Source organism: uncultured Polaribacter sp., from assembly GCF_947497125.1.
Lineage (GTDB): Bacteria > Bacteroidota > Bacteroidia > Flavobacteriales > Flavobacteriaceae > Polaribacter.
In genome coordinates, this window is record NZ_CANMFI010000003.1 from 297,161 (window position 1) to 322,144 (window position 24,984).

Below are 24,984 nucleotides of genomic sequence, written 5' to 3' on the forward strand. Positions count from 1 at the left end.
TTTATAGAGTTTTATAAATATTTGTAAATTTTTAACTACCTCCTTATCAGCGAGAAGTGTCCTTTTTTTCGGATGATTTGTTTGTTTGTATCTGCAGGAATAAGTGTTATGTTGAACCAATAATCATCAGAAGGCAGCATTTTTCCGTTGTAGGTTCCGTTCCATCCATTTGCATCTACAGGTATTTGTGCGACTAGCTTTCCAAATCTATTAAAGATATGTATGCTGGTATTTGGGTAAAAAGTTTTGTTAGCGCCTTTTACGATCCAAGTATCATTTACCCCATCTGCGTTTGGGGTAAAGAACTTTGGGAATTGAATAACAGAAACTTGCAAGGTTGTGTCTGGAGCACATCCGTTTTTATCATTTACGATAATGGTGTAAATACCACCTTCTAAATTGTCAAAAATAGGTGCATCTTGAAAAGCTGTTGTGGTATTTGTATCATCATTTTGAAGTGCAAACTGATAGTCTCCGATGCCTATATTATTTTGAATTGTATCTATAGAGATAGAGATTTTGTCTGTTGCTCCAATCGCATTTCCATCGTCTACAATAGTTACAAAATCTTGTTGTAAAATAGCTGGGTTGGATTCTTCTACCACAATGGTTTCACTTCTACTGCAATTGGTACCATTTGTAGTGGTTGCTGTAACAGTATAGCTTCCACCTACAAAAATAGCAGCATCTTGTGCAGTACTAATTAGGTTTCCAGCAGCATCGGTCCATTGGTAACTATAAATTTCAGCAGGACTCTCTGCAGCAATTGTTAAAGGTGTATTGTTTAAACAGACAATTTGTGGCGATGTGGTATAAAAATTAGGAAGTGAATTGACAAGTACCTGAAAAGAAGCATCATCATTTACACAAGCCGTTGCTTTGTTTTGTATGCGTACAAAAAATGTTTCTGTAGTATTTGTATTGGTGTATGGAGAAGCAATAGCTGCATTACCAATACTTGCATCTGCTTTAGAAGTATGAAAAGTTACTATGAAATCATCAGGATCTTGAGTTGCTCCTAAAAGAGACGGAATCTGACTGTCTAAATCGATGTTTTGAATGATGCCATTGGTATCGTCTCCATCTAAGTCATCATCACAATAGGAAAGATTGGAAACAGGCACAAAAATAGGTTCTGAATTGATAAGAACATCAAAATTAGAAATGTTATTTGCACAACCAGTTGCAGTGTTAACAATGCGCACAAAAATAGTTTCTCTATTGGGAGTTAAATTAGAATAAGGCGAACTTAAGGGAATATTTCCATTTTGCGCATCTGCTAAACTTCTATGATAAGAAACAGTATAGGAAGTTGGGTCTTGGGTTCCTAGTATGGTGGCTGTTTGCGATTCTAAGTCGATTGTCTGTGAAAAACCATTTCTAGCTGAGCCGTCAGAATTGTCATCACAAACCTCTAAGTCTGATACAAAATTAGCAATTGGCACTGGATTTACAATCAAGTTGAAAGAAGTATGGTCTGTAAAACATCCTGTTGCATTATTTGTAACTCTTACAAATATTTCTTGAGTATTGGCTACAGTATTGGTAAAAGGAGATGGTAAGGCTGCGTTTGCGGTATTTGCATCTGTAGCAGAAATATGATAGGTTACTGTAAAATTTGCAGCAGATTGATTGGGGCCAAGAATAAAAGGAGTTTGCGACTCTAAATCGAAGCCCTGCACAGTGCCATTGGTATTGTTTCCGTCTAGAACATCATCACACAATTCTAAATCAGGAACTAGAGTAGCTGTTGGCACTGAGTTTACTTGCACATAAAACTGCCCCAAACCTTGACAGTTGTTGTTTACTGTACTAAGAATTTTATAGTAAATAGGAAACTGAATTCCGTTGGCATTGGTTGAAATATCAATTTTAGAGAGATCGTTTCTGTAGTTTGTAATATCAATATCGTTTAAGGTGTTGTTTCTATCTGTAGCACTTTCATAAAAAAGAACTTTTGTATTTGGTGGTGGATTGATGCTATTGATGATGCTGTTTTTATCCAAATTAAAATTAGCAATACCATCAGTATCGCTATTACTACCCAGAGTATTGTTACCATTAGCATCTAAAAAATCGTCACAAACAGGAGGTTGCAAATCTGCATAAGCATTGTCTGGAGTTTCTCCGACATTAATTAGAAGTTCTACCACATCTCTAGAACAATTTTGGTCTGTAACAACTTTTACAAAAACAGACTGTATAAGATTGGGTTGCACAGGATAAGCAGTTGGGTCTGTAATTTGATTGGTTGCGAGTGCATCTGTAAAGTACAGAAATGTAACATTAGGAGTACTAGAAATACTACCTTCTGCCAAGGTTAAATTAACTGTTGGATTAGAAGTACCAGCAGCGATACAATGATATAAAGTTGGGCTTGGTACTATTGTAGGTAAAGGGTTAACAGTTAGTGTTATTTCATTAGAAGTGAAACTACAACTGTTGCCAGTTCTAGTTAACAAAACTCTGTATTGGTTGTTGTGATAACTTAAAGTTGTATTGCTAATCTGTAACTCTTTTGTAGTTGCTCCAGAATATACTGCGTTATTTGTAATTGTAGTAAATGAGGTTCCGTTATCTGTAGAAACTTCCCATTGAAAACCATCTGCAGTGGTTGCTATAGAAATGGTGTTGGTTTCACTTTCACAAAAAATAACATCTGTAAAAGGAGTTGTTATAATTATAGGTGCAGCAATTGTATAATTTGCGTTCGGGTTGGTATATCCGTCTGAGTTGTTTATTAATTTTCCAGTTGCATCTATTGCGAAAGGGTTGGTGTCTAGAATTCCATCTCTATTTAGATCTGTAAAACCTGCCTCATTAACATCAAAACAATTGTCATTGTCAGAATCTATTTCTGTAAAGTTAAAATCTAAATCGTTATCTGTGTTTGCTATTGTATAGTTTAAAGAGAGTATTTTGGCATCTGGAATAGTTTCTAAAGTATCTACCAAACCATTACTACCTATTAAAGCATTTGCATTGTCTATAATACCATCTAGATTTAAATCTAAATTATGTCCCGCTTCTGTTGTATCAAAAATGCCATCATTATCACTGTCTAAATCTATATAGTTTTTAACCCCATCACCATCAATATCTAGATTCATGTTCGATGAAAAAACATCATCTAAACCGTCTAGATTGCTGTCTATTCCGCTAACAGTAATTTCTTGCCCAAATGCTTCTATAATGTCTGGTATGCCATCATTATCAGAATCTAGATCAAACATGTTTTCGATTCCATCTGCATCAGAATCTAAAGAAAAACAAGTTAGTTGTAGCGATCCATTAAAAATTGAGTTGGTTGTAAGACCAGAAGATTGGTGTTTAAAATCTAATTGAGTTACTTGATTTGCTACAAATTGAAAAGTAGCATCTGCACCATTCAGGTTGTTTTTGTATTTGAATTTTATTTCTGAAGAGGATATTTGTGTAATTCCGCTCTCATAAATGTCATCAAAATTAGTATCAATTAAAAGTTGGTCGTCTGGATCTAACAACGTTACATTTTTGTTGTTAGGACCAATTTTAATGATAAAAAACTCACCTTCAGAAATACTATGGTCTGTGGTTTCGTTTTGAATAAATTTAAAATTGATGGGTTGTGTGAAATTTAATTTGTAGTTTAATTTAGAGTCTTTACCTGGAGTAATTGTACTTGTGAAGTTTCCGTTGTTAGTTCCAGTAATAGAATTTGAAGCAATAGTAGTGGTGTAGTTAGAAGTTACAATACTATTTGTAGTGCTACCGTCATTAAAAATGATGCTAGGAGTATTCGTGTTAGCAAAATTTAAAGTAGCATCACCTATAGATTCCTCACAATTTAAAATACCATCATTATCTAGGTCGATGTCTAAATTATCGATAATTAAATCTCCATCAAAATCATCAGGACAAATACTTACAGGCACAATTACTGAATTAAAATTAGAGTTGGTACAGTTAATAGTTGCTTTTAGCTGGTAATTACCAGGTAGAGTAGGTTTAAAAGTAGGAGTTAAAATTCCTGTTGGTACAAATCCAGCTCCAGAGCCCGCGTCAAAAAACCATTCAAAAGAATCAAATAAATCTGTATTTGCCGCTTCTAGTGTAACATTTGGTAAGCAATTTCCTAAAGTACTTACCGATGCATTAAAATTAATTTCTGGTGCAGAGGGAAAGCCTGAATAAAAACTACCAGAACTAGCGGCGTTGTTTTGATTAAAATAAGCACAATACAGTTCTTCACTACTTTCTATAGAAATATTTCCTATTAAGTTTGTGATTTTATACGTTACATAATTCGTATTTCCATCTACAGAAAAAGGCCCTAAAGTGTTAAAGTTTGCGATAGGTTGCGAATTAACAGTTACTGCCGCACCTGTATTGGTAACAATGGTAACGCCACCACTAAAAACAACATTTCCTATGCTTTCTATAGTAGGAATATTGTCTACTTTACCTCTATTTTCGCAACTTAGCGGCGGTACAAAAAACAGACCCTGATTTGCTTCACTGGTGGTTGCACCAATACCTTGGTATGCAAAAACAGGTTTAGACGTTTCTACAAACATATTTCCATTTGTATTAAAAGCATTTCCTTCTATCAAAAGGTATTCACCTGCATTAATCGTATTTGTAACTCCGTTTCCATTAATATTTACAGTTGTATTGTTTTCATGTGCAACTAGTAAAACATTTTCCCAACCGTTTTCTCCATCTCCTTTTACAAAAATATATTCACTACCAATTTTATCCAAACCTACTATTTGATCTATTCCATAATCTCTACCACCACCATTATGAAAACTACCATTGGCAGAGCCTACATTTACAACAATTGGTTTGTCTGAGGTTATTAAAGTTCCAATTAAGCCATCTCTATTAATCGCGTTTTCTTCAGCATTTGTTGCAAGTAGATAGCTTTCTCCTTCATTTAATAGAACGGGAGAGATCGGAAAACTTCCTGTATAATTTTTTAGACTGATGCCTGCAGGTAAGTTGTCAAAATTTACAATTGTATTGTTTTCTGTTGCCATTACAGCAATAAAATTTAAATAATTACTTTGCGGGTTTTCATTGGTAAACATACCTGCTCTAAAGACTTTTCCTAAACCAGAGCTTCCTTTGCTAACCAGTGCACCAGCTTGTGGGCTGTCTCCACTGCCGTTTCCGCCGGCAAGTACTCTTACAGATACATAGATTGGGCTATCTGCTTCTATGATAAATCCTTTGTCATTGTGTATTGTACTTGTTGTTGTAGCAGCAACAAATAACTGACTATCGCCAGTTCCTATAAATATTTCTTGAGGTGAAGTGCTAGAAACTACTCCAGAAATATTGGTAGGATTGCCAATTTGTTTAATAGTATACGATATGTTACTGCTGCTGGGTGTAGAGATATAAAGATATTGATTTTCTGGATTCGCATTCCCATTTTCTGCATAAGTTAGGGGAGGCAAGAAGTGTTTTTTGCTCAATTGAGCCGCTATATTTTGTATACACAGCAAACACACTAAAAAAAAGAGTTTGTTAAATATTATTATATTTTTAAACATTGGAGAATCCTAATTAGAAAATTTATTGCTAAAAATACCAAAGAAATTCTAACAAATTAATTATTTTTTAATTTATTACCGATTCTTTATGACAAACAATTATTTTATTTTTGATAGGTACCATATTCCATAGAAATATTTTCCTTGGAAAATAAATAAATATTTTGTAATTTTGTATTCAATTTAAATAAAATATGATGAAAACAAATAAAATAATTTATTACATCGCTACCAGTTTGTTAACCTTGTTAATGTTTTTTTCTGTGGGCATGTATCTTTTTAACAATGCAGAAATTACCAAAGGATTTATAAGTTTCGGATTTCCTACCTATTTAATTTACCCTTTAGCATTTTTAAAAATAGCAGGGCTTGTAACCATTTGGTTTATTTCTAATAGATCTTTAAAAGAATGGGCATACGCTGGTTTCTTTTTCAATTTTGTTTTAGCCTTTTTTGCACATTACATGATTTCTGATGGAGAGCATATAGGAGCTGTAATTGCAATAGTTTTAGTGTTGGTTTCTTATTTTTATAGTAAAAAAATAAAAACTAACTAGTTCGATTAGTTTCGTACCTTTTATCAATTAATACTAATTTTTAATGTTGTTAAAAATTGATAATAACATCTACTAATTCTTTTTAACTCACTTAAAAAGTAATTTTACAAACTTTAATAAACACAAAATGAAAAAAATATTAGCATTTGCAGGAAGCACAAGTTCTACTTCCATAAACAAACAATTGGCATCTTTTGCAGCTAAAAGTTTGCAACAAACAACTTTTGATATCATAGATTTAAAAGACCTTACACTTCCAATCTATAGTGAAGATGAAGAAAAGGAGAATGGTTTTCCAGAAGATATTCTTCAGTTTTCGAACTCTTTAGATACTTATGATGGTTTTATAGTTTCACTAGCAGAGCACAACGGCACATATACGGCTGCTTTTAAAAATATTTTCGATTGGGTTTCTCGTTTAAATGTAAAAGTGTTTAGAGATAAACCACTTTTATTAATGGCTGCTAGTCCTGGTGGAATGGGTGGTAAATTTGTATTAGAAGCAGCCTCACAAAGATTTCCTAGGCAAGGAGCAACTAGTATAACTACTTTTTCTTTCCCAAATTTTTATGACAATTTTAAGGAGTTTAAAATTATAAATCAAGATTTATTATTTGATTTTAAAACCAAAGTTCAACTTTTTGAAAATAAAGTTAACAATATAAAATAACTCAAAACATGGGCGATATTTCTAAAGATATTAATTCTAATTTTATCAATAACAAAGTAAAAGCACTGATAAACATAAAATATACTGCAAATTGGTTAAATAGTAAAGAAAATGATTTTTTTAAACCTTATGGTATTTCTCCACAGCAGTTTAATATTTTAAGAATTTTAAGAGGTGCAAAAGAAGCTATAAAAGTACAACTTGTTAAAGATAGAATGATTGAACGTGCACCTAATGCCACGCGTTTAATGGACAAGCTATGTGATAAGAATTTTATAGAAAGATCTCGTTGTGAGCACGATAGAAGAGTTGTGTTTGTTAAAATAACCGAAGAAGGTCTAATGCTTTTAAATAAGATTGATGATAATAATAATTTATCATTTTTAAATAATTTATCTGAAAATGAAGCAATTGTATTGAGTGATATTTTAGATAAAATAAGATAGTTCGTATGAAACAACTAAAAACAATACAACATAAAGTAGCCAGTCCGTTTGTAAATATGGGCGCTATAAAATTGCGTCAGCCACTACCATCAGAGGGTGTAGAAAATGTAGATCCTTTTTTGCTTTTACATCATTATGGTCCGTATGCAATTTCCGAATTTAACAATCCGTTCGATTTAGGAGCACATCCGCATAGAGGTTTCGAACCTATAACGTTGCTTTTTAAAGGAGAACAGTTGCATAGAGATTCTCTTGGAAATGAGATGGTAGTTAAAGCAGGTGATGTACAATGGACAACTGCTGGTAGAGGAATTATACATGCAGAAGCACCTACAAAAGAGTTTGTAAAAAAAGGAGGCGATTTAGAGGGCATACAACTATGGCTGAATTTACCTGCTAAGCATAAAATGATGACACCCAAGTATCAGCATTTAGAAGCAGCAAATATTCCGAGGGTTTCTTCTGAAGACAGTAAAGTTGAGTTACACATCATTGCAGGAAATCAACAAGAAAAACAAGGGCCAATAACCACACAAACTTCGGTCAATGTTTTTACGGTTTATGCAGATAAAGATGGCGAAATGAAAGTTGAACTTCCAGAAACGCATCAATCGTTACTCTATTTGTTAGAAGGAGCTATTGTGGTAAATGGTACAGAAGTGTTAGAAAAAGGAGCAGATCAAATGGTTGTTTTTAATCAAGACGGAAATACTATTACTTTAAAAGCAAAAGAAAAGAGCACAATTTTAATAGTATCTGGCCAACCTATTAAAGAAAAGGTTACACAATACGGCCCTTATGTAATGAATACACAAACTGAAATTTTGGAGGCAATGCGAGATTTTCAGCAAGGAAAAATGGGGTATTTGTATTAATTTAAGTTTTAAAATTTACCAGATTGTTATTTTGAATAAAGTCGTTAAATTATCTAATCAAAAAAAATAAACCACGCTAAAACAAGTAAGGGTAACAAACAAATTTATTATGAAAAAAACAATTCACAAAGCAGCAAGTAGAGGATATGCCAATCATGGTTGGTTAAAATCGTACCATACATTTAGTTTTGCAAGTTATCAAAACTCAGAAAGAATGAATTTTGGAATGTTACGAGTTTTAAATGATGATGTTGTGCAGCCTAAAATGGGTTTTGGTACCCATCCACATAAAAACATGGAAATTATTTCGATTCCAATTTCAGGAGCACTTTCTCACAAAGATAGTATGGATAATAAGCGAGCGATTGAGGTAGGAGAGGTGCAAGTAATGAGTGCAGGAACTGGTTTAACACATTCAGAATTTAATGATAGTAAAACCGATGAGGTTAACTTTTTACAACTTTGGGTACTTCCAGAACAAACAGAAGTAACACCTTATTACAATCAAAAAAAGTTTGATGCTTCAGAAAGAAAAAATAAATTTCAGGTAGTAGTTTCTCCTAAAGATAAATTGGTTGCAGGTAGTTTGCCAATACACCAACAAGGCTATATTTCTATGATTGATTTAGACGCGGGTTTTACAATAGATTATAATCTGAAAAATGGAGCTTACTTTTTTTTAATTGACGGCTCAGTAACTATTGCAGGAGAAAAGTTAGAAAAAAGAGATGCAATAGGTTTAGAAGATGTGAAAAATATAACTTTAGAAGCAGAAACAAATAGTAAATTATTAATTATTGATGTTCCGATGTCATAAGTAACCCACTATTTCCATGAATTAAAAAGCCAAAGAAGTAATTTCTTTGGCTTTTTAGTTTAAAAAAATAAACATATCTTGCAAAGTATTATGCATGCATAATAAATTAAATTTTAATGTTATGAAATATAAGCACATTTTTGAGCCATTAGATTTAGGGTTTACTACCTTAAAAAACCGAATTTTAATGGGTTCTATGCATACTGGTTTAGAAGAAGAAAAAAACGGCATCCATAGAATTGCAGCCTATTATGCAGAGAGAGCAAAAGGAGGTATTGGTTTAATTGTTACTGGTGGTATTGCGCCAAATAGACAAGGATGGACTGCACCGTTTTCTGCAAGAATGTCTTCTAAAAAACATGTAAAAGAACACTCAATAATAACCAATGCTGTGCATAAAGAAGGTGGTAAAATTTGTATGCAAATTTTGCATGCGGGTCGTTATGGTTACCATCCTTTTAATGTTGCACCTTCTAAAATAAAAGCACCAATTAACAGGTTTACTCCTTTTAAATTAAAAGAATCGGGCATACAAAGAACCATTAGAGATTTTGTAAACAGTGCAAAATTATCTAAAGAAGCTGGTTATGATGGTGTAGAAATTATGGGTTCTGAAGGTTATTTAATCAATCAATTTATTGCAAAGAAAACCAATAAAAGAAATGATGCTTGGGGAGCAACATATGAAAATAGAATGCGATTGCCTATAGAGATTGTTCAGCAAATAAGGCAAGCAGTTGGTACAAACTTTATAATTATATACAGACTTTCTATGTTAGATTTGGTAGAAAATGGAAGTTCTTGGGAAGAAGTTGTACAATTAGGGAAAGCAATCGAAAAAGCCGGCGCTACAATTATAAATACAGGTATTGGTTGGCATGAAGCTAGAATACCAACTATTGCAACCTCTGTGCCAAGGGCCGCTTTTACTTGGGTAACAAAAAAAATGAAAGAAGAGGTGTCTATTCCGTTAATTACATCTAACCGAATAAACATGCCAGAGACTGCAGAGAAAATTTTGGCAGCCGGAGATGCAGATATGATTTCTATGGCACGTCCGTTTTTGGCGGATCCTAATTGGGTACAGAAGGCATCTGAAGATAAAAGTGATGAAATTAATACTTGTATTGGATGTAATCAGGCTTGTTTAGATCATGTTTTTCAGCAAAAAGTTGCCAGTTGTTTGGTAAATCCGAGAGCTTGCCATGAAACGGAATTAAATTATACGCCAACAAAGAATCAAAAGAAAATAGCTGTCGTTGGTGCAGGTCCCGCTGGTTTGGCTGCAGCAACTATAGCAGCCCAAAGAGGGCATTTTGTAACCTTGTTTGATGCGGCTTCAGAAATAGGTGGTCAATTTAACATGGCGAAACAAATACCTGGTAAAGAAGAGTTTTATGAAACCTTACGTTATTTTAAGAAACAAATTGAGCTGCATCAAGTAACTTTAAAACTGAACACATTGGTTTCTGTAAATGATTTGCAAGCATCTGATTTTGATGAAATTGTAATTGCTACCGGAATAAAACCGCGTGAGCTTAAGATAACAGGAATTAACCATAAAAAAGTATTGAGTTATATTGACGTTTTAAAGCATCAAAAGCCGGTAGGAAAACGAGTGGCAGTTATTGGTGCAGGCGGAATTGGTTTTGATGTTTCAGAATATTTATCTCATGAAGGAGCATCATCTTCATTGCATATTAATGCTTGGTTAAAAGAATGGGGTATAGACAAATCTATGCAAGCTAGAAGTGGAATAGAAGGTGTTAAACCTGAGTTTCATGCATCGCCTAGAGAGATTTTTATGTTTAAAAGAAGCAAAGGTAAATTTGGTGGTAAATTGGGTAAAACTACTGGTTGGATTCATAGAGCTGCTTTGAAAAAGAAAAAAGTGCAATTTATAAGTGAAGTTTCTTACACAAAGATAGATGATGAAGGCTTGCATTACATTCAGAATGAAGAGCCTAAAGTTTTAAAAGTTGACAATATTGTTATCTGTGCCGGACAAACTCCGTTTAAAGAATTATACCAACCTTTACTAGATTTAGGAAAAAAGGTACATGTAATTGGTGGTGCAGACTTTGCTGGAGAATTAGATGCAAAGAGAGCCATTAATCAAGGGGCAAGATTGGCAGCAGAATTGTAATAGTTTCCTTATTTTTGTATTTCAAAATTTTTAAGATGAAAAATTATACCCTATTGTTTGTGTTTTTTTGGATTGCTAATTTGAATGCGCAAGAAGCTCCTAAAATGCCTAAATATAATGCTAAAAATGCAGCCAATATATTTTACTATAATTTATCTGAAGTACCGGAAAGTATAAAGATTAAAAAAGAAGCCATAGAAAATAAAACTTTAAAGGTATTAAGAGATTACAACTCTAAAGTTAAAATAATATCTTTTTTAAATACACCAGAACTTACAGATTTAGAGCACACAATTAACACATTGGGTAAACAATTATTTAACAATAGAGATTTGGCAGAGCGTGTGCAGAAACAAGTAGAAACTTTAATTCTTCCGCTAAGAGATAGTATTGCCGTTTATGAAACAACATTAAACGATAGCTTAAACACATTTTTGTCTAAGAAACAGTTTAAAAAATGGTTGAAATATCAAAAATTAGAAAAAAGAAAACTACTACCCGAAAGACCTAAAAGTAGAAATAATGCTGCGCCACCTTCTAACATGAATAACCAAAGAGGAGGAATGGGAGGCAGAGGAATGGGAGGAAGAGGTTTTTAAACCCTTTTTTATGTTGCTGATGTTATAAAATAGTTTTGCAAACGCAGATAAATTAACGATATTTGCCTTTTACAAACTACACACTAATTATGGGAATGAATAAAAATACAGTACTTACTTGGGCTACATTTATAATGATATTTGTAGGTTTTACTTTAATTGCATTAGGTGCTTTTAGGTATAATGAAGTTGCAGGTTGGGGTTTTGCTTCTGTTGGTATTGGTTTTTTTGCAATTGCATGGGTTTTTAACGCCTTAAAAGGTAGAGTATAAGTCCATATTTATATTTTTTTTCTTTTAGAAGAAAAATTACTTCAACAAAAATAAATTTTTAAATAAAATACATACAATGAGCGACGATAAGAAAGTAATCTTTTCGATGAATAAGTTGTCTAAAACTTATCAATCTACAGGCAAACAAGTGTTAAAGGATATCTATTTAAGTTTCTTTTACGGAGCTAAAATTGGTATTTTAGGATTGAATGGATCTGGTAAATCTACCTTGCTAAAAATTATTGCTGGTGTAGAAAAAAACTACCAAGGAGATGTTACTTTTTCACCTGGTTATAAAGTAGGTTATTTAGAGCAAGAGCCTCAATTAGATCCAGAAAAAACAGTTTTAGAAATTGTAAAAGAAGGTGTTGCAGAAACTGTTGCTATCTTAGACGAATACAATAAAATAAACGACATGTTCGGCCTAGAAGAAGTATATTCTGATGCTGATAAGATGGAGAAATTAATGGCACAGCAAGCTGATTTACAAGATAAAATTGATGCTGCTAATGCCTGGGAATTAGATACAAAATTAGAAATTGCAATGGATGCATTGCGTACACCAGACTCAGACAAAAAGGTTGGTGTGCTTTCTGGTGGTGAAAAAAGAAGAGTTGCCCTTTGTAGATTGTTATTACAAGAACCAGAAATTTTGTTGTTAGATGAACCTACCAACCATTTAGATGCAGAATCTGTACATTGGTTAGAGCATCATTTGGCACAATATAAAGGAACTGTAATTGCGGTAACGCATGATAGATATTTCTTAGACAATGTTGCTGGCTGGATTTTAGAGTTAGACAGAGGAGAAGGCATTCCTTGGAAAGGAAATTATTCTTCTTGGTTAGATCAGAAATCTAACAGAATGGCACAAGAAAGCAAAACGGCTTCTAAAAGACAAAAAACTTTAGAACGAGAGTTAGATTGGGTAAGACAAGGAGCAAAAGGTCGTCAAACCAAACAAAAAGCGCGTTTAAAGAATTACGATAAGTTAATGAGTCAGGACCAAAAACAGGTTGACGAAAAATTAGAAATATACATTCCGAATGGTCCAAGATTAGGAACCAATGTTATTGAAGCTAGTGGCGTTTCTAAAGCTTTTGATGATAAATTATTGTATGAAAATCTAGCTTTTAATTTACCACAGGCTGGTATTGTGGGAATTATTGGTCCAAACGGTGCTGGTAAAACTACTATTTTTAAAATGATAATGGGCGAAGAAAAGCCAGATGCGGGTAGTTTTAATGTTGGTGAAACAGCTCAGATAGCCTACGTAGATCAGTCTCACTCTAATATTGATCCAGAAAAAACTATATGGGAAAACTTTTCTGATGGTCAAGATTTAGTAATGATGGGAGGGAAACAAGTAAACTCTCGTGCTTATTTAAGTCGATTTAATTTCTCTGGAAGCGAACAAAATAAAAAAGTAAATACCCTTTCTGGTGGAGAAAGAAACCGTTTGCATTTGGCAATGACATTAAAAGAAGAAGGAAACGTACTTTTATTAGATGAGCCAACTAATGATTTAGATGTTAACACACTAAGAGCTCTAGAAGAAGGGTTAGAAAACTTTGCGGGTTGTGCTGTAGTAATTAGTCACGATAGATGGTTTTTAGATAGAGTTTGTACACATATTTTAGCCTTTGAAGGAAATAGTGAAGTTTATTTCTTTGAAGGATCTTTTTCTGATTACGAAGAAAATAAGAAAAAACGTTTGGGTGGAGATTTAATGCCAAAACGAATTAAATATAAAAAGTTAATTAGATAATTGTATTATTATCAAAACAAAAAAAAGCCTCATTTCAATTAAGAAATGAGGCTTTTTAGTTTACTTACTCCTTCTTCTTGTACTTTCTGATGCTGTTCTTTTGTTTGTTGCGCGTTCAACTTTATTTGTTTTACTTTTTTCTTTAGAAACAGCCATATTCTTTTTCTTGTTTTCTGGTTGTATTCTTTTTTTGGTTGCCTTGTAAGGCCAGGTTTTTTCATAAGAATTTTTACGAACTCCATTATTAATGGTTTTTTTTGAATTTAAAGATGTTGGTTTTCTATACGTTTTATTTCTGTTTGATTGAACTTGTTTTCTTCTTCTAACAATGTCATTTCTATGATTGTTAGAGTTTGCTTTTGTGTTTGCTCTGTAGTAATAGTAATTAGCATCTTCTCTAATTTGAGTATAGTTTCTTCTAAAATCATTTCTATAAAAGTAGGCATCGTTATAATTAAAAATAGTGCCAACATTCAAGTTAATTTGCAAACCATTATAATTAAAATAATTGTTTTTTACAGATCCGTAAAAAGTAGGATTTCCCCACAGATTATAACGAACTCTTAATTGACCAACATTTGTTAAACGACCTCTATGGTAGTTCATAAATACGTTTCCAATTCTAGTTACATTATCAAATCGGTCATAATTTATAAACGAGTTTCCAATTCTTGTAATTAGACCTTTATAATTTCTTGTAATACGAATGTTGCTATAGTTACTATTAAAATCAAATTCTCCGTTTGTAAAAACAAAATATTCAATTCCACGTTCTTCAAAATTAACAGCATTGTTATAAGAATAGTTTGTGTAAGAGTTGTTTAATAATGTGTTATTTTCTTTAGCATTACTTGTAGCAAATGAAATTAACATTGCAAATAAAATAAATACACCTTTTTTCATGATATTGTGGTTTAAGGATTTCGCCTACTCTAATTACTTTTCGGCTTCCGCATTTATCAACATAATTTCAAGAAACGTGCCAAAAAAAATAAGGTCTTTAAAACTACTTATGTTTGTGAGAATTAAATTGTTGATTTTTAAATGATTGTAAACTTTTGATTACAATTTTAATAAATGAAAAAGAACTTGTAAATTGAACCAATTTTTTACGACCAATTATTAAAAATATTTTATGATTAATGCTATTGAGCAAAATTTATACAGAGGAATTAAATTATTAAATTCTATTTCAGATGAACAGTATTCGAACACTACCATACCACCTTATTTTTCTAGTATAGGCTGTAATATGAGGCATGTTTTAGATGCTTTTTCGTCTATTTTTAATGGGTTAGATGAGGGTTACATAGATTTTACAGACAGAAAAAGGAATGTTTTGTGCGAGCAAACAACTGCAGCAGGTATAAGTTATTTTAATACAATTATAACTAAGTTAAAGCAGTTAGATGCCAATGATTTTCAGAAAATTATGATTGTAAAAGATGATTTAGGCTCTGGTGTTGTAGAGGTAAATTATACTTTAGAGAGCGTGTTGGCCTATGCGCATTCCCATGCCATTCACCATTATGCTAGTTTAGGATTTTTAATCTATCAGTTAAATATTCAGTTACCAGATGCAGATTTTGGATTTAATCCGACGACACCAATAAAAACGTTTTCGAATAAGAATTAATCGATAATTTTAAACGCATACATTGTATTGTTTTGCAAAACAAATGCTTCAATACAATTTGTTGGGTATACAAATATATGTTCTTTGTTAATGTTAAATGTTTCTTTATTTACCCTAAAATCCCCTTCAAAATCATTTAAACCATCGCTTGTATATCGTTTTATACGGTAAGTATTTTTAGTTATATTTGTATCAATACCAAACCAAGCACCACTACCTATACCACCTAACCAAGTACCTTTTTGTAGATTAAAAACAGCTAAATCTGGGGTTTCACTCCCAATTAAGTTTAAGTTAGTTTCACATTTGTTAAAGAAACATTTTTTATACTCTATCAATATAGATTTATTAGTATATCTCTTAATTTGTTGTTTTTCTACTAGATGAATTTCCTTTTCAGAACTTCCTTTAAGTACGTTACCAATCGGACTTGGGGTTAATAAGTAAGAACTTTTTAGTTTTAAGATTGTTTTTTTGTTGTTGCAAGAATTTATAATAGTATCTGTAACAAACCGCGCACAATTACTACCATTTTTAACAAAAGCACCATAGGGTATTTCTTTAGTTTCTATAATAGATTCTATATAATTTAAAGCATTGGCATAATTTATATTCACATTAAAACCAGCAATTAACCTTCCATCACCATGTGTTTTTTTAGGATTATTTTCTATCCAAAGTAAAATTTCTTCAATATTTACTAATTGTTCACTTTTAAAAATTGCTTTGATGGGCACTTTTAATTCTGGGTCTGTTTTAGCAGATCGAACTCTACCATTACCGTAAGAGGTTATATAGCGTCCAAAATCAAAATATAAAATTTCTGGGTTGTTCTTTTTAATCAACAATAAAGCAGCATGACCTGCTTGTACACCGTGTTTACTACCAATACCAATTTTTGGCCATATTTTACTAGAACGCTCCCAATATGCCGGTCTTACAATGGTATCTGGGTAAGATAGTATGACAACTATTCCGTCAGAAAAGTTCATTATTTATCATTTCCGTTTAAAAATAACGCATCTAAAAGCAGTTTAAATGTCTTAACAGCAAAGTAGATTGTAAATAGTATTAATAAAAAACTTACAACTATTAAACCATAGGCTATTAGTATTTTTGGGCTTTCAGTAAATTTATTTAAAGCTTTAAAAGAAATAGTAAGTAATACTGGCGATAGTATGAATAAGAAAATTAAAATACCTAATTGCTTTAATCCTTTGCCTAATAAGTTGGTGTCTGTACTCATTTTTTATAATTTATAATTGCATTTCTTACATTGCCATATTTGCTTAAAAGTTCTTTGGCAATAGTTAAGTCTACATTTAGTTCAGAAACTAACATTTTTTCGGCTCTTTTTTTTAATTTTTCATTAGAGAGCTGCATATCTACCATTTTATTACCCTGTACTTTCCCTAATAGTATCATGGTGGAGGTAGAAAGCATATTTAAAACCATTTTTTGTGCAGTGCCAGCTTTCATTCTAGAGCTTCCAGTAACAAACTCAGGGCCAACCACAACTTCTATAGGATATTTAGCAACCTTTGCCAAAGGACTCATTTTGTTACAGGTAATACAACCAGTTATAATATTTTTTGCATTGCATTTTTCTAGAGCAGCAATTACATAAGGTGTTGTGCCAGAGGCTGCAATGCCAACTACTACGTCTTTATTAGAGATATCATGAGCCTCTAAATCTTGCCAGCCTTGGTCTAATGAATCTTCTGCATTTTCTACAGCTTTTCTAATCGCAATGTCTCCACCGGCAATTAAACCTAGCACTAAATCATGAGGTACGCCAAAGGTTGGCGGACATTCAGAGGCATCTAAAATACCGAGTCTTCCCGAAGTTCCAGCTCCAATATAAAAAAGTCTTCCACCAGCTTTTAATTTTGCAACTATAGCAACCGTAAGTTTTTCAATTTGTGGCAAAGATTTTTCAACAGCCAAAGCAACCGTTTGGTCTTCTTGGTTAATATTGGTAAGTAATTCTAGTGCAGACATCTTTTCTAGATGCGTGTAATTAGAATCTTGTTCTGTAGTTTTTATAAAATTCATCAACCAAAAATAATGAATTATATAGAACTATCTTTATTTTTTTGGGCGTTTTAAAGGGCTTTTCACTATATCTTTTTTTAAATAAAAAAAGGATGCCGCTTCAATCCCGAACGCAAAACCCTAATTTTTAAATAACTATTTTTCTATTAAATCAAGATTAAAAGTATCTGTTTCAGAAATATGAAAATAGCCAAGAGGATAATTTGCATCATCTGTGGTATTAACAATATTACCTAGTAATGCAGACGGTACAGCCTCAAAAGGACCACCACCATTTTGTCCGCTTTGTGTAGATAGTATTCTAAAATAGGTATAATAATCTTTTGAAATACCCGCCATTTGTATCGTAGCATTCGTAGGTAGTTCTATATCGTCTTCCCCATAAAAGAAAGAAAAATTATATTCTGTACCATTAAAAAAACGATCTTCTAAGGTACTGTATAAGTTATTTGTAAAATTAAATAAATAATAGTTTTCTACATTTATATCATCGTTAAAAGATATTTTTACTTCGGTTTCTTCTCCAGAAAACAAGGTTTCATCACCCTGAAAAGCATCTATAAACGGTGTAGATTTTATTTTGGTAGCATTGCCTTTATAGGTTTCGCCATTATATACAACAGTCAATTCATATGACGCATTGTCTTCGGGTATAAAAGCGTTTATTGCACTGTAAGTACCATTGTTACTATGATTGTAGTTTATTACTGTATTGTCTGTTGTATTGGTAATAAAGACAGTGGCATCTGCAACAGTAGGTATTTCTTCATCAAAATAATCTGAAGACAGGCTAAGTTTTATATCTGTATTTGCTGTTACAGGAGTTTCATCAAAAAAGACATTAAAATTTGCATCTATTACTAATTTTGGTGCTATAGATGGTACTTCTATATCGACTACTTTTTCACAACTAAAAAAAGCAAGAGCGGTTGCAATGATAAATATTTTTAAATTTTTCATAAGATATGTATGTATGTGTTTTTTAAATTTTAGAAATTAAAATTATACGTTACAGAAGGTACAATACCAAAAATAGAGGTTTGTACAGCTTCATTTCTACGTGTTTCTTGGTTTTGTCTAAAAGCCAAAGAGGCAGCGTTTTGTCTGCCATATAAATTGTAAATACCAAAAACCCATTCTCCTTGCCATTGTCTATTTTTGTTTTTATCTGGGGTAAGTGTTGCGGCAATATCTAATCTATGATAGCTAGGCAATCTATCTGCATTTCTTCTATTGTCATTATAAATTGGTACATTTAAGCCTTGTACTTCGTACTGGCCAACTGGGTAATTAGTTGGTTGCCCTGTTTGAAAAACAAAGTTTCCATTAAATTTCCATTTTTTGCTTAGTTTGTAGCTCGCATTGATAGAGAAATCATGGGTTTTATCAAAAGGTGTTTTGTACCACTCTCCGTTGTTAATTCCTGGTTCAGTATCTGTTCTTCCAGGTGTTAATTGTTCAGATCTAGAAAGTGTGTAAGAAACCCATCCTTGAAAATCACCTGCATTTTTTTTAAATAAAACTTCTAAACCATATGCTCTAGCCTGTCCGTTTAAAATAACGGTTTCAATTTCGTTGTTCGCAACTAAATTTGCACCGTTTATATAATCTATTCTATTTTGAATGTCTTTATAAAAAGCTTCTGTTTCTAAAGTATAATCTCCGTCGTTAAAAGACCTAAAATAACCTACTGCATATTGGTCTAGCAATTGTGGTTTTATAAACTTACCACTTGGTGCCCAAACATCTAGAGGAGTAGGAGAGGCCGTATTAGAAAGTAAATGTAAATATTGTACCATTCTATTGTAGCTTGCTTTTATAGAACTTTGGTCATCTAAAACATAAGACATAGATACTCTTGGTTCAAAATTGTTAAAACTTGCCAGTACATCGCTTCTTTTGTAATTTTCTGTTCCGGTTGCTACTGCAGATTCGTATTTCTTAAATTGATTGTTGTAAATAACTGCTTGGTTGTTTTGGTAAGTATTTAATTCGTCTTGCCCTAAGCGCGTAAAATTGCTAAAACGCATGCCATATTGCAATCGTAAATTATTATTAAGCTTGTGTTCTGCATCTATGTATGCGCCAAATTCATTGGCGTATTTGTCTATCAGTTTTTCTGCAACAATACCAGAATCTTCTCTATTCGGTATAATTTTTCCAGGATTAAACTTAGTGTAGATGTTATTTACACCATAACTTAATTTTATGTTTTGATTTACATAATGGTTAAAATCGTATTTAAAATTAAAGTTGGTAATGCCAGAATCCCATTCGAAACCAACAAAGTCTAATGTTAATCCATAAAAATAATCAGAATAGATTAAAGATAAATTAGAAAATAATTTATCAGTAAAAAGGTGATTCCAACGAAGATTGGCTACCGTATTTCCGTAGGTGTTTACAAAATTGTCACTTACACCAAATACATCTTTACCAAAATAACCCGAAAAGAATACATTGTTTTTTTCGTTAAAGCGATAATTTACTTTCGTATTTAAATCGTAAAAATATGCAGTATTGTCATTGTTAAAAAGCGGTAAGAATAAATGTGCATACGAAGATCTACCACCAATTAAAAAAGAGCTTTTTTCTTTCTCTAAAGGTCCTTCTAACAACAATCTAGAAGAAATTAAACCAATACCACCTGTAGCTTTAAAATTTTTACTATTTCCTTCCTTTTGATAAATATCTAATACAGAAGAAAGTCTACCGCCATATTTTGCAGGAATTCCACCTTTGTAAAGTTTTACATCTTTAATTACATCAGGGTTAAAAACAGAGAAAAATCCAAACAAATGCGAGGAGTTAAAAACAATAGCTTCGTCTAATAAGATTAAATTTTGATCTGCAGCACCACCTCTTACATTAAAACCAGAAGCGCCCTCGCCGGCACTGGTTACACCAGGTAATAAAATTAAAGATTTTATAATGTCTGCTTCACCTAAAACTACGGGTATTTGCTTAATGGTAGCAGAAGTTAATTTGTTAACGCTCATTTGTGGCGTTTTAATGCTTAGTTTTTCTATGTTGCTCTCAATAATAATTTCGTCTAAACTCTCTGAAACTTCATCTAGTTTGTAGTTTTTAGTCGTTTTTTCTAAAAGTCTAATCGTTTCTATAATTGTATTAAAACCGAGATAGCTAATCTGTATTTTATACGTTCCTTCGGGAATTGTTAAAGAGTAAAAACCATATTCATTTGTGGTGGTTCCTGCATTTAACTCCGGAAAATATACTGAAACTCCAATTAAGGTTTCATTGTTAGAATTGTCATAAATTGTACCACTAATGGTAGTTTTTTCTTGACTGAAGGCAGAAATAGTAATTAAAAAAAAGAAATATAGGAATCTTTTTGGATGCTGCATTTTTGTTTAATTATTTTTGTGTTATTTGAAACAAAAGTACAATAGAATTATGATAAGAAAATGTTAAAAAATGTAGATTTAGGATTTAATTTTAATCGTATAAAATATCATTTACTTCTATTTTTTTATTTTTGACAAAATCAAACAAAGTTAATCTTCTTAACGTATAATAATCTGTCCAGAATTTTTCTAATGAGTTTAAGAAAGTTAAAACAGATCTGTCTTGTTCTTGTAATGCAATGTTTAGATCTGTGATCGTTATTTTACCTAAAATAAATCTCTTTTTAGTGATTTCATATCTCTTTACAGCAATTTCTTGTGCTTTTTTTGCAGTTTCTAAAAAGTTGCGTTGGTTTTGCCAATTTAAAACGTGTAAATATATTTCTTGCTCAAACTCTTGTTCATCTTGCTCTACATTGTTATTTACCAAATCTTTATTTGCTTCTGCAAGTCTTCTTCTAGATTTAGAAACACCCCAATCTAGTATTGGTATACCTACAGAAACAGTTACTCTTTGTTGCTGGTTGTAATCTTCAAATAAATTATTAAATACAGCACCTTGTTGTGAAATACCAAAGTTTGCATTCAAACGAACACTTAGTCTATTGTCTCCTTTTACTTCAGCTAAATTTTGTTCCGCTTGCAGTCTTTTTCTTCTAAACTCTATTACTGCCTTTCTATTAGAATTCGCTTCTTCTAAAGCTTTTTCTACAGTAACAGTAAAGGTAGATAGTTCTTTTGGGATGTCTAAAATAATATTTTCTGTATCTAACTCTAGATATCTTGCTAAATTCTGTGAGCTCTGTTTTAATGAAATTTCATTAGTAGTTACATTGTTTTTTGAGTTTAATACAGACAATTCTATTTGTAAGAGATCGTTTTCTGCAATTTTTCCCATTTTAAACCTTCCTTTAGATATTTGAAATAACGTATCTTGATTAGATAAATTTTGAATTGCGATTTTTGTTTGCATCTGTGCTTTTAACAATGCAAAATATCTTCTAGAGGTATTTAAAGCTATTTGCTCCATGCTTTCTATAAAAGCTCTTTTTGCTTCCTCATATAGTAAAGGTTCTATTTTTTTATCCCATTTAAAAGGATTGTAAAATAAAGAGTTTTGTCTGTAGTTTAAAGAAAACGGAATTATTGCAAATCTAGAAGCATCGTTTGCATACAAGTCTACCCTTTCTACTTGAGAACTTAATGAAATTGTACCACCTGTTAATGCAACATTCTGATTTAAAGACAGTATACCTTCTAACCTAGATTGGTTTGTTTGTACAAAAATATCTTCACCACTGTCATTTGTAATTCTATTTATTGAATTTGAGTACGATGGTAAAGTAGCATCCAATCTTAACTGGGGTAAAAAACTCGCTTTAAAATTTCTAAAACGCCAATAACTAGATTCGTTTTGATTTAAAAGTGTTTTATAGTCGGGTGATTTTTCTTGAGCCGTTGCAATGGCTTGTTGTAAGGTTATAAATTGTTTTTCTTGAGCAAATGTAATTCCCATTATAATAAACAAGAAAAAGGTAAGATGTCTTTTCATAATATTATTCATGTCTAATAGCTTCAATAGGACTTTTATTTGCTGCAGATTTTGCGGGTGCTATTCCAAAAATTAAACCAATTAAAGTAGCAACAAAAAATGATAACAAAATAGAACTTAAAGAGAGTATGGTTTCTATACCTGTTGTGATTTCTAAGATAAAGGAGGCAAAAACACCTAAAACAATTCCTATAATTCCACCACCAATACTCACCAAAACAGATTCTGTTAAGAATTGAAGAATTACATCTTCCTGTGTGGCTCCAATAGCTCTAATAATACCTATTTCTTTGGTTCTTTCTAAAACAGAAGCCAACATAATATTCATAATTCCTATTCCTCCAATTAATAGAGAAATACCAGCAATTATACTTAAAACGATATTAAATATTTGTTTTGTTTTCTGTTGTTGCTTTAGGAGTTGAATAGGTATAGAGATTTCAAAATCTAAGACATCATTATGTCTTCTTTTAAGCATTCTACTTAAAACATCTGCAGTTGCATTTAACTGGTTAGAGTTTGTTACCTGAACGACCAATTTGTCTAGTTGATGGTAATTGCCTCTTGGAATCCTTTCTTTTGGACCTTGTTGATTTCCTGAACTATAATAAACCATTCCACCGTTGTTGTCATTTTGTTTGTCTATTACATTTTTTCGGTCTCTAAAACGCACTAAAAAAGTTTTTAGTGGTATGTAAATATCTTGGTTTAAGTCTCTTATTCCAAGGTTTTCTTGCGCAGACTCAGAGATAAATTTTTCTTCGATAACACCAACAACTTGAAGCCAAATATCTTTTACTTTAATACGTTTACCAATTGCACTTTCTCCTGTAAATAATTTTTTTTCTATTTTTTTTCCAATGATACAAACTGGCAAGGCATTTTCTTCTTGTGCAATAGAAAAGTTTTTTCCGCTTTCTATTTCTATGTTAGCCGTGCTAAAATATTTTTCTGAAACACCAATTAATTTAACAGGGTTTTGTTTTCCTTTTTTAATGACAAAGGTTTCTAAAATGATTTCGGGACTTAGATTTTTTATAAATGGTATGGTTTTTTTTATGCTTTCTACATCTAAAAGATCTAAACCTTTAGAGAATCGTTTAGATTCTGTAGCACCATCTTCTACTTCTTCTCTAGAATTTTTATCTTTTTTGTCAGGTATTGGTGTAATAACAATATTGTTTACACCGACTAATTCTAGTTGTGCTAAAATTTCTTTTTCCGCACCATTCCCAATTGCAAGCATTGTAATTACCGCAGCAACCCCAAAAATAATTCCTAAAGAGGTTAGTAGTGTTCTAATTTTATTTGTTAAAATTACTCGAATTGCTTCACTAAAATTAGCTTTTAATTTTTCTATGTAGATTTCGTCAAACATAGAGCAATTAGTTTAAAGTTGATATTTTGGCTTTTTCTAAACCATCAGGTTTGTTAAGATATATTTCATCTGCCTCTATCAATCCTTTTTCTATAATAACGGCATCGTTGTTAGTATCTCCAAGTTTTACTTCTTTTTTATCTATAGAGAATCCATTTTTCTTATAGACGTAGGTAATAGAATCTTGTGTAAATATTGCTTCTAAAGGAACACTTAATACCCCTTTTTTTTCAAAAGTTAAAATTCTGTTAGAAGTTGTCATTCCTGGCCTTACACTATTATTGTATTCTTTTAGTTGAATTAAAACCTGAAAAACTTTAATATCAGAACCTCTTTTGTTTTCTCCTACATTTGCAACATCTGTAACAATTCCATCTAATTCAAGATCAGGAAATGCATCAAAACCAATTTTTACAGACAATCCTTTTTTTATTTTTCTAATATCAACTTCATTTGCGTAGGTTTTAGATTCCATTTTAGTTAAATCTGGTAAAGTAGCAATAGAAGTTTGCCAAGGGCTAATAGAAGAACCTACTTTTTTCTTAGTCCCATTCCATTCTCTTTCATAAGTTATCATTCCATTTCCAGAAGAGTATATTGTAAAAGAATTCAATAGGTCTAATAGGTTGCCAAGTTCTTTTTTTATTTTAGAAACTCTTGTTCCCACAATAATCATTTTTGCATTTGCTTGTCTTTTTTTTATTTTATAGTTTTCTTTTTTTTCTCTAAAATCTCTATTTAATTTTTCTAGTTGATTCTCTAATTTTTTAATAGTTGCAGGGGGTTCATATATAGATTGTTTTAATTCTATTTTTGTTTCTTCCATATTAAAACGCAAATCTTTTAAAGAATTCCTCTCTTGTTTTAGAGATAAGGTAGTGTCTAGTTGCTGTTGCGTATATTTAGATTCTTCTGCTTCTAGGTTTAATCTGGCATCTAAAATTAATTCATTAACCCCAGAAGGATCTAGTTTACCTACGTAATCTCCTTTTTTAACAACTGTTCCTTCTGGAACTAGATCTTGTATTTTAATTTCTCTAAGTCTAAATTTTCTTAAATTTTCTGGACCCGTAATTTTTTTTAAGCTAGTAGATTGTGCTTCTCCAGAAGTTACAACTTCACTTCTAAAATTACCTTTTACTACTTTTGAAGTTAAATAAATGTTGCCGTCAGATACTGGAGATAAATAACTGTATCCTGCATAAATTACTATAGCAGCAATAGCAATTATTATGGCTATTTTTTTCTTAGTCATGTTTAAAGTAAGATTTAGTAATCAAATCTAAATAAAAATGAGAGTCAATT

Annotated in this window: 20 protein-coding genes; 10 read left to right on the forward strand and 10 right to left on the reverse strand. The window is 31.8% G+C overall.

Annotation, left to right across the window (positions count from 1 at the left end):
* Nucleotides 1-35: 35 nt before the first annotated feature.
* Entirely contained in the window at nucleotides 36-5,444 is a 5,409-nt protein-coding gene (locus tag Q0678_RS06740) for a T9SS type B sorting domain-containing protein (protein WP_299055676.1), read from the reverse strand.
* A gap of 290 nt (nucleotides 5,445-5,734) precedes the next feature.
* Between Q0678_RS06740 and Q0678_RS06745 the strand changes: the two genes are divergently transcribed.
* From Q0678_RS06745 to ettA, 9 genes are all read left to right on the forward strand, one after another.
* Complete coding sequence (locus Q0678_RS06745; protein ID WP_299055679.1) at nucleotides 5,735-6,097, forward strand: DoxX family protein; 363 nt, start codon at nucleotides 5,735-5,737, stop codon at nucleotides 6,095-6,097.
* Between the two features lie 127 nt (nucleotides 6,098-6,224).
* Nucleotides 6,225-6,767 (forward strand): NADPH-dependent FMN reductase, encoded by a 543-nt coding sequence (locus Q0678_RS06750; protein ID WP_299055682.1) that lies wholly within the window; start codon nucleotides 6,225-6,227, stop codon nucleotides 6,765-6,767.
* Between the two features lie 8 nt (nucleotides 6,768-6,775).
* Nucleotides 6,776-7,213, forward strand: coding sequence for a MarR family transcriptional regulator (locus tag Q0678_RS06755; protein WP_299055685.1), 438 nt, complete (start codon nucleotides 6,776-6,778; stop codon nucleotides 7,211-7,213).
* A gap of 5 nt (nucleotides 7,214-7,218) precedes the next feature.
* The gene (locus Q0678_RS06760; RefSeq protein WP_299055689.1) at nucleotides 7,219-8,088 is read left to right on the forward strand and encodes a pirin family protein; all 870 of its coding nucleotides are present in this window, start codon (nucleotides 7,219-7,221) and stop codon (nucleotides 8,086-8,088) included.
* Between the two features lie 109 nt (nucleotides 8,089-8,197).
* The gene (locus Q0678_RS06765) at nucleotides 8,198-8,905 is read left to right on the forward strand and encodes a pirin family protein (RefSeq protein WP_299055692.1); all 708 of its coding nucleotides are present in this window, start codon (nucleotides 8,198-8,200) and stop codon (nucleotides 8,903-8,905) included.
* Nucleotides 8,906-9,026: 121 nt separating this feature from the next.
* Nucleotides 9,027-11,051 carry an NADPH-dependent 2,4-dienoyl-CoA reductase gene (locus Q0678_RS06770; RefSeq protein WP_299055695.1) on the forward strand — a complete coding sequence of 675 codons (2,025 nt, stop codon included), beginning with the start codon at nucleotides 9,027-9,029 and terminating at the stop codon, nucleotides 11,049-11,051.
* 35 nt (nucleotides 11,052-11,086) lie between these two features.
* Nucleotides 11,087-11,650, forward strand: coding sequence for a hypothetical protein (locus Q0678_RS06775; RefSeq protein ID WP_299055698.1), 564 nt, complete (start codon nucleotides 11,087-11,089; stop codon nucleotides 11,648-11,650).
* A gap of 89 nt (nucleotides 11,651-11,739) precedes the next feature.
* Entirely contained in the window at nucleotides 11,740-11,922 is a 183-nt protein-coding gene (locus Q0678_RS06780; RefSeq protein ID WP_299055816.1) for a CAL67264 family membrane protein, read from the forward strand.
* A 76-nt stretch (nucleotides 11,923-11,998) separates the two neighbouring features.
* Nucleotides 11,999-13,690: an energy-dependent translational throttle protein EttA gene (gene ettA, locus Q0678_RS06785; protein WP_299055701.1), complete on the forward strand. Its 1,692-nt coding sequence runs from the start codon at nucleotides 11,999-12,001 to the stop codon at nucleotides 13,688-13,690.
* A 60-nt stretch (nucleotides 13,691-13,750) separates the two neighbouring features.
* Here ettA and Q0678_RS06790 read toward each other — a convergent pair whose 3' ends face one another.
* Nucleotides 13,751-14,593, reverse strand: coding sequence for a hypothetical protein (locus tag Q0678_RS06790; RefSeq protein WP_299055704.1), 843 nt, complete (start codon nucleotides 14,591-14,593; stop codon nucleotides 13,751-13,753).
* 232 nt (nucleotides 14,594-14,825) lie between these two features.
* Here Q0678_RS06790 and Q0678_RS06795 point away from each other — a divergent pair, with 232 nt between their 5' ends.
* Entirely contained in the window at nucleotides 14,826-15,326 is a 501-nt protein-coding gene (locus tag Q0678_RS06795) for a DinB family protein (RefSeq protein WP_299055706.1), read from the forward strand.
* On the opposite strand, the gene Q0678_RS06800 is transcribed toward Q0678_RS06795, so the two are convergent.
* The 8 genes from Q0678_RS06800 to Q0678_RS06835 form a co-directional block, all read right to left on the reverse strand.
* On the reverse strand, nucleotides 15,323-16,318 hold the full coding sequence (locus Q0678_RS06800; RefSeq protein ID WP_299055708.1) for a DUF6695 family protein: 996 nt from the start codon (nucleotides 16,316-16,318) through the stop codon (nucleotides 15,323-15,325). The genes Q0678_RS06795 and Q0678_RS06800 overlap by 4 nt on opposite strands.
* Nucleotides 16,318-16,572, reverse strand: coding sequence for a DUF6095 family protein (locus tag Q0678_RS06805; protein WP_299055711.1), 255 nt, complete (start codon nucleotides 16,570-16,572; stop codon nucleotides 16,318-16,320). Before Q0678_RS06805 ends, Q0678_RS06800 begins: the two co-directional genes overlap by 1 nt.
* Complete coding sequence (murQ, locus tag Q0678_RS06810) at nucleotides 16,569-17,381, reverse strand: N-acetylmuramic acid 6-phosphate etherase (protein ID WP_299055714.1); 813 nt, start codon at nucleotides 17,379-17,381, stop codon at nucleotides 16,569-16,571. Before murQ ends, Q0678_RS06805 begins: the two co-directional genes overlap by 4 nt.
* Nucleotides 17,382-17,516: 135 nt before the next feature.
* Nucleotides 17,517-18,341, reverse strand: a complete 825-nt coding sequence (locus tag Q0678_RS06815; RefSeq protein WP_299055718.1) for a DUF4249 family protein — start codon at nucleotides 18,339-18,341, stop codon at nucleotides 17,517-17,519.
* A 29-nt stretch (nucleotides 18,342-18,370) separates the two neighbouring features.
* A complete protein-coding gene (locus tag Q0678_RS06820) occupies nucleotides 18,371-20,749 on the reverse strand; it encodes a TonB-dependent receptor (protein ID WP_299055721.1) in 2,379 nt (792 codons plus the stop codon).
* A gap of 91 nt (nucleotides 20,750-20,840) precedes the next feature.
* Nucleotides 20,841-22,328 carry a TolC family protein gene (locus Q0678_RS06825; RefSeq protein WP_299055723.1) on the reverse strand — a complete coding sequence of 496 codons (1,488 nt, stop codon included), beginning with the start codon at nucleotides 22,326-22,328 and terminating at the stop codon, nucleotides 20,841-20,843.
* Nucleotides 22,306-23,679 (reverse strand): ABC transporter permease, encoded by a 1,374-nt coding sequence (locus Q0678_RS06830; protein ID WP_299055724.1) that lies wholly within the window; start codon nucleotides 23,677-23,679, stop codon nucleotides 22,306-22,308. Before Q0678_RS06830 ends, Q0678_RS06825 begins: the two co-directional genes overlap by 23 nt.
* A 7-nt stretch (nucleotides 23,680-23,686) precedes the next feature.
* On the reverse strand, nucleotides 23,687-24,934 hold the full coding sequence (locus tag Q0678_RS06835) for an RND transporter (RefSeq protein ID WP_299055727.1): 1,248 nt from the start codon (nucleotides 24,932-24,934) through the stop codon (nucleotides 23,687-23,689).
* Nucleotides 24,935-24,984 lie beyond the last annotated feature (50 nt).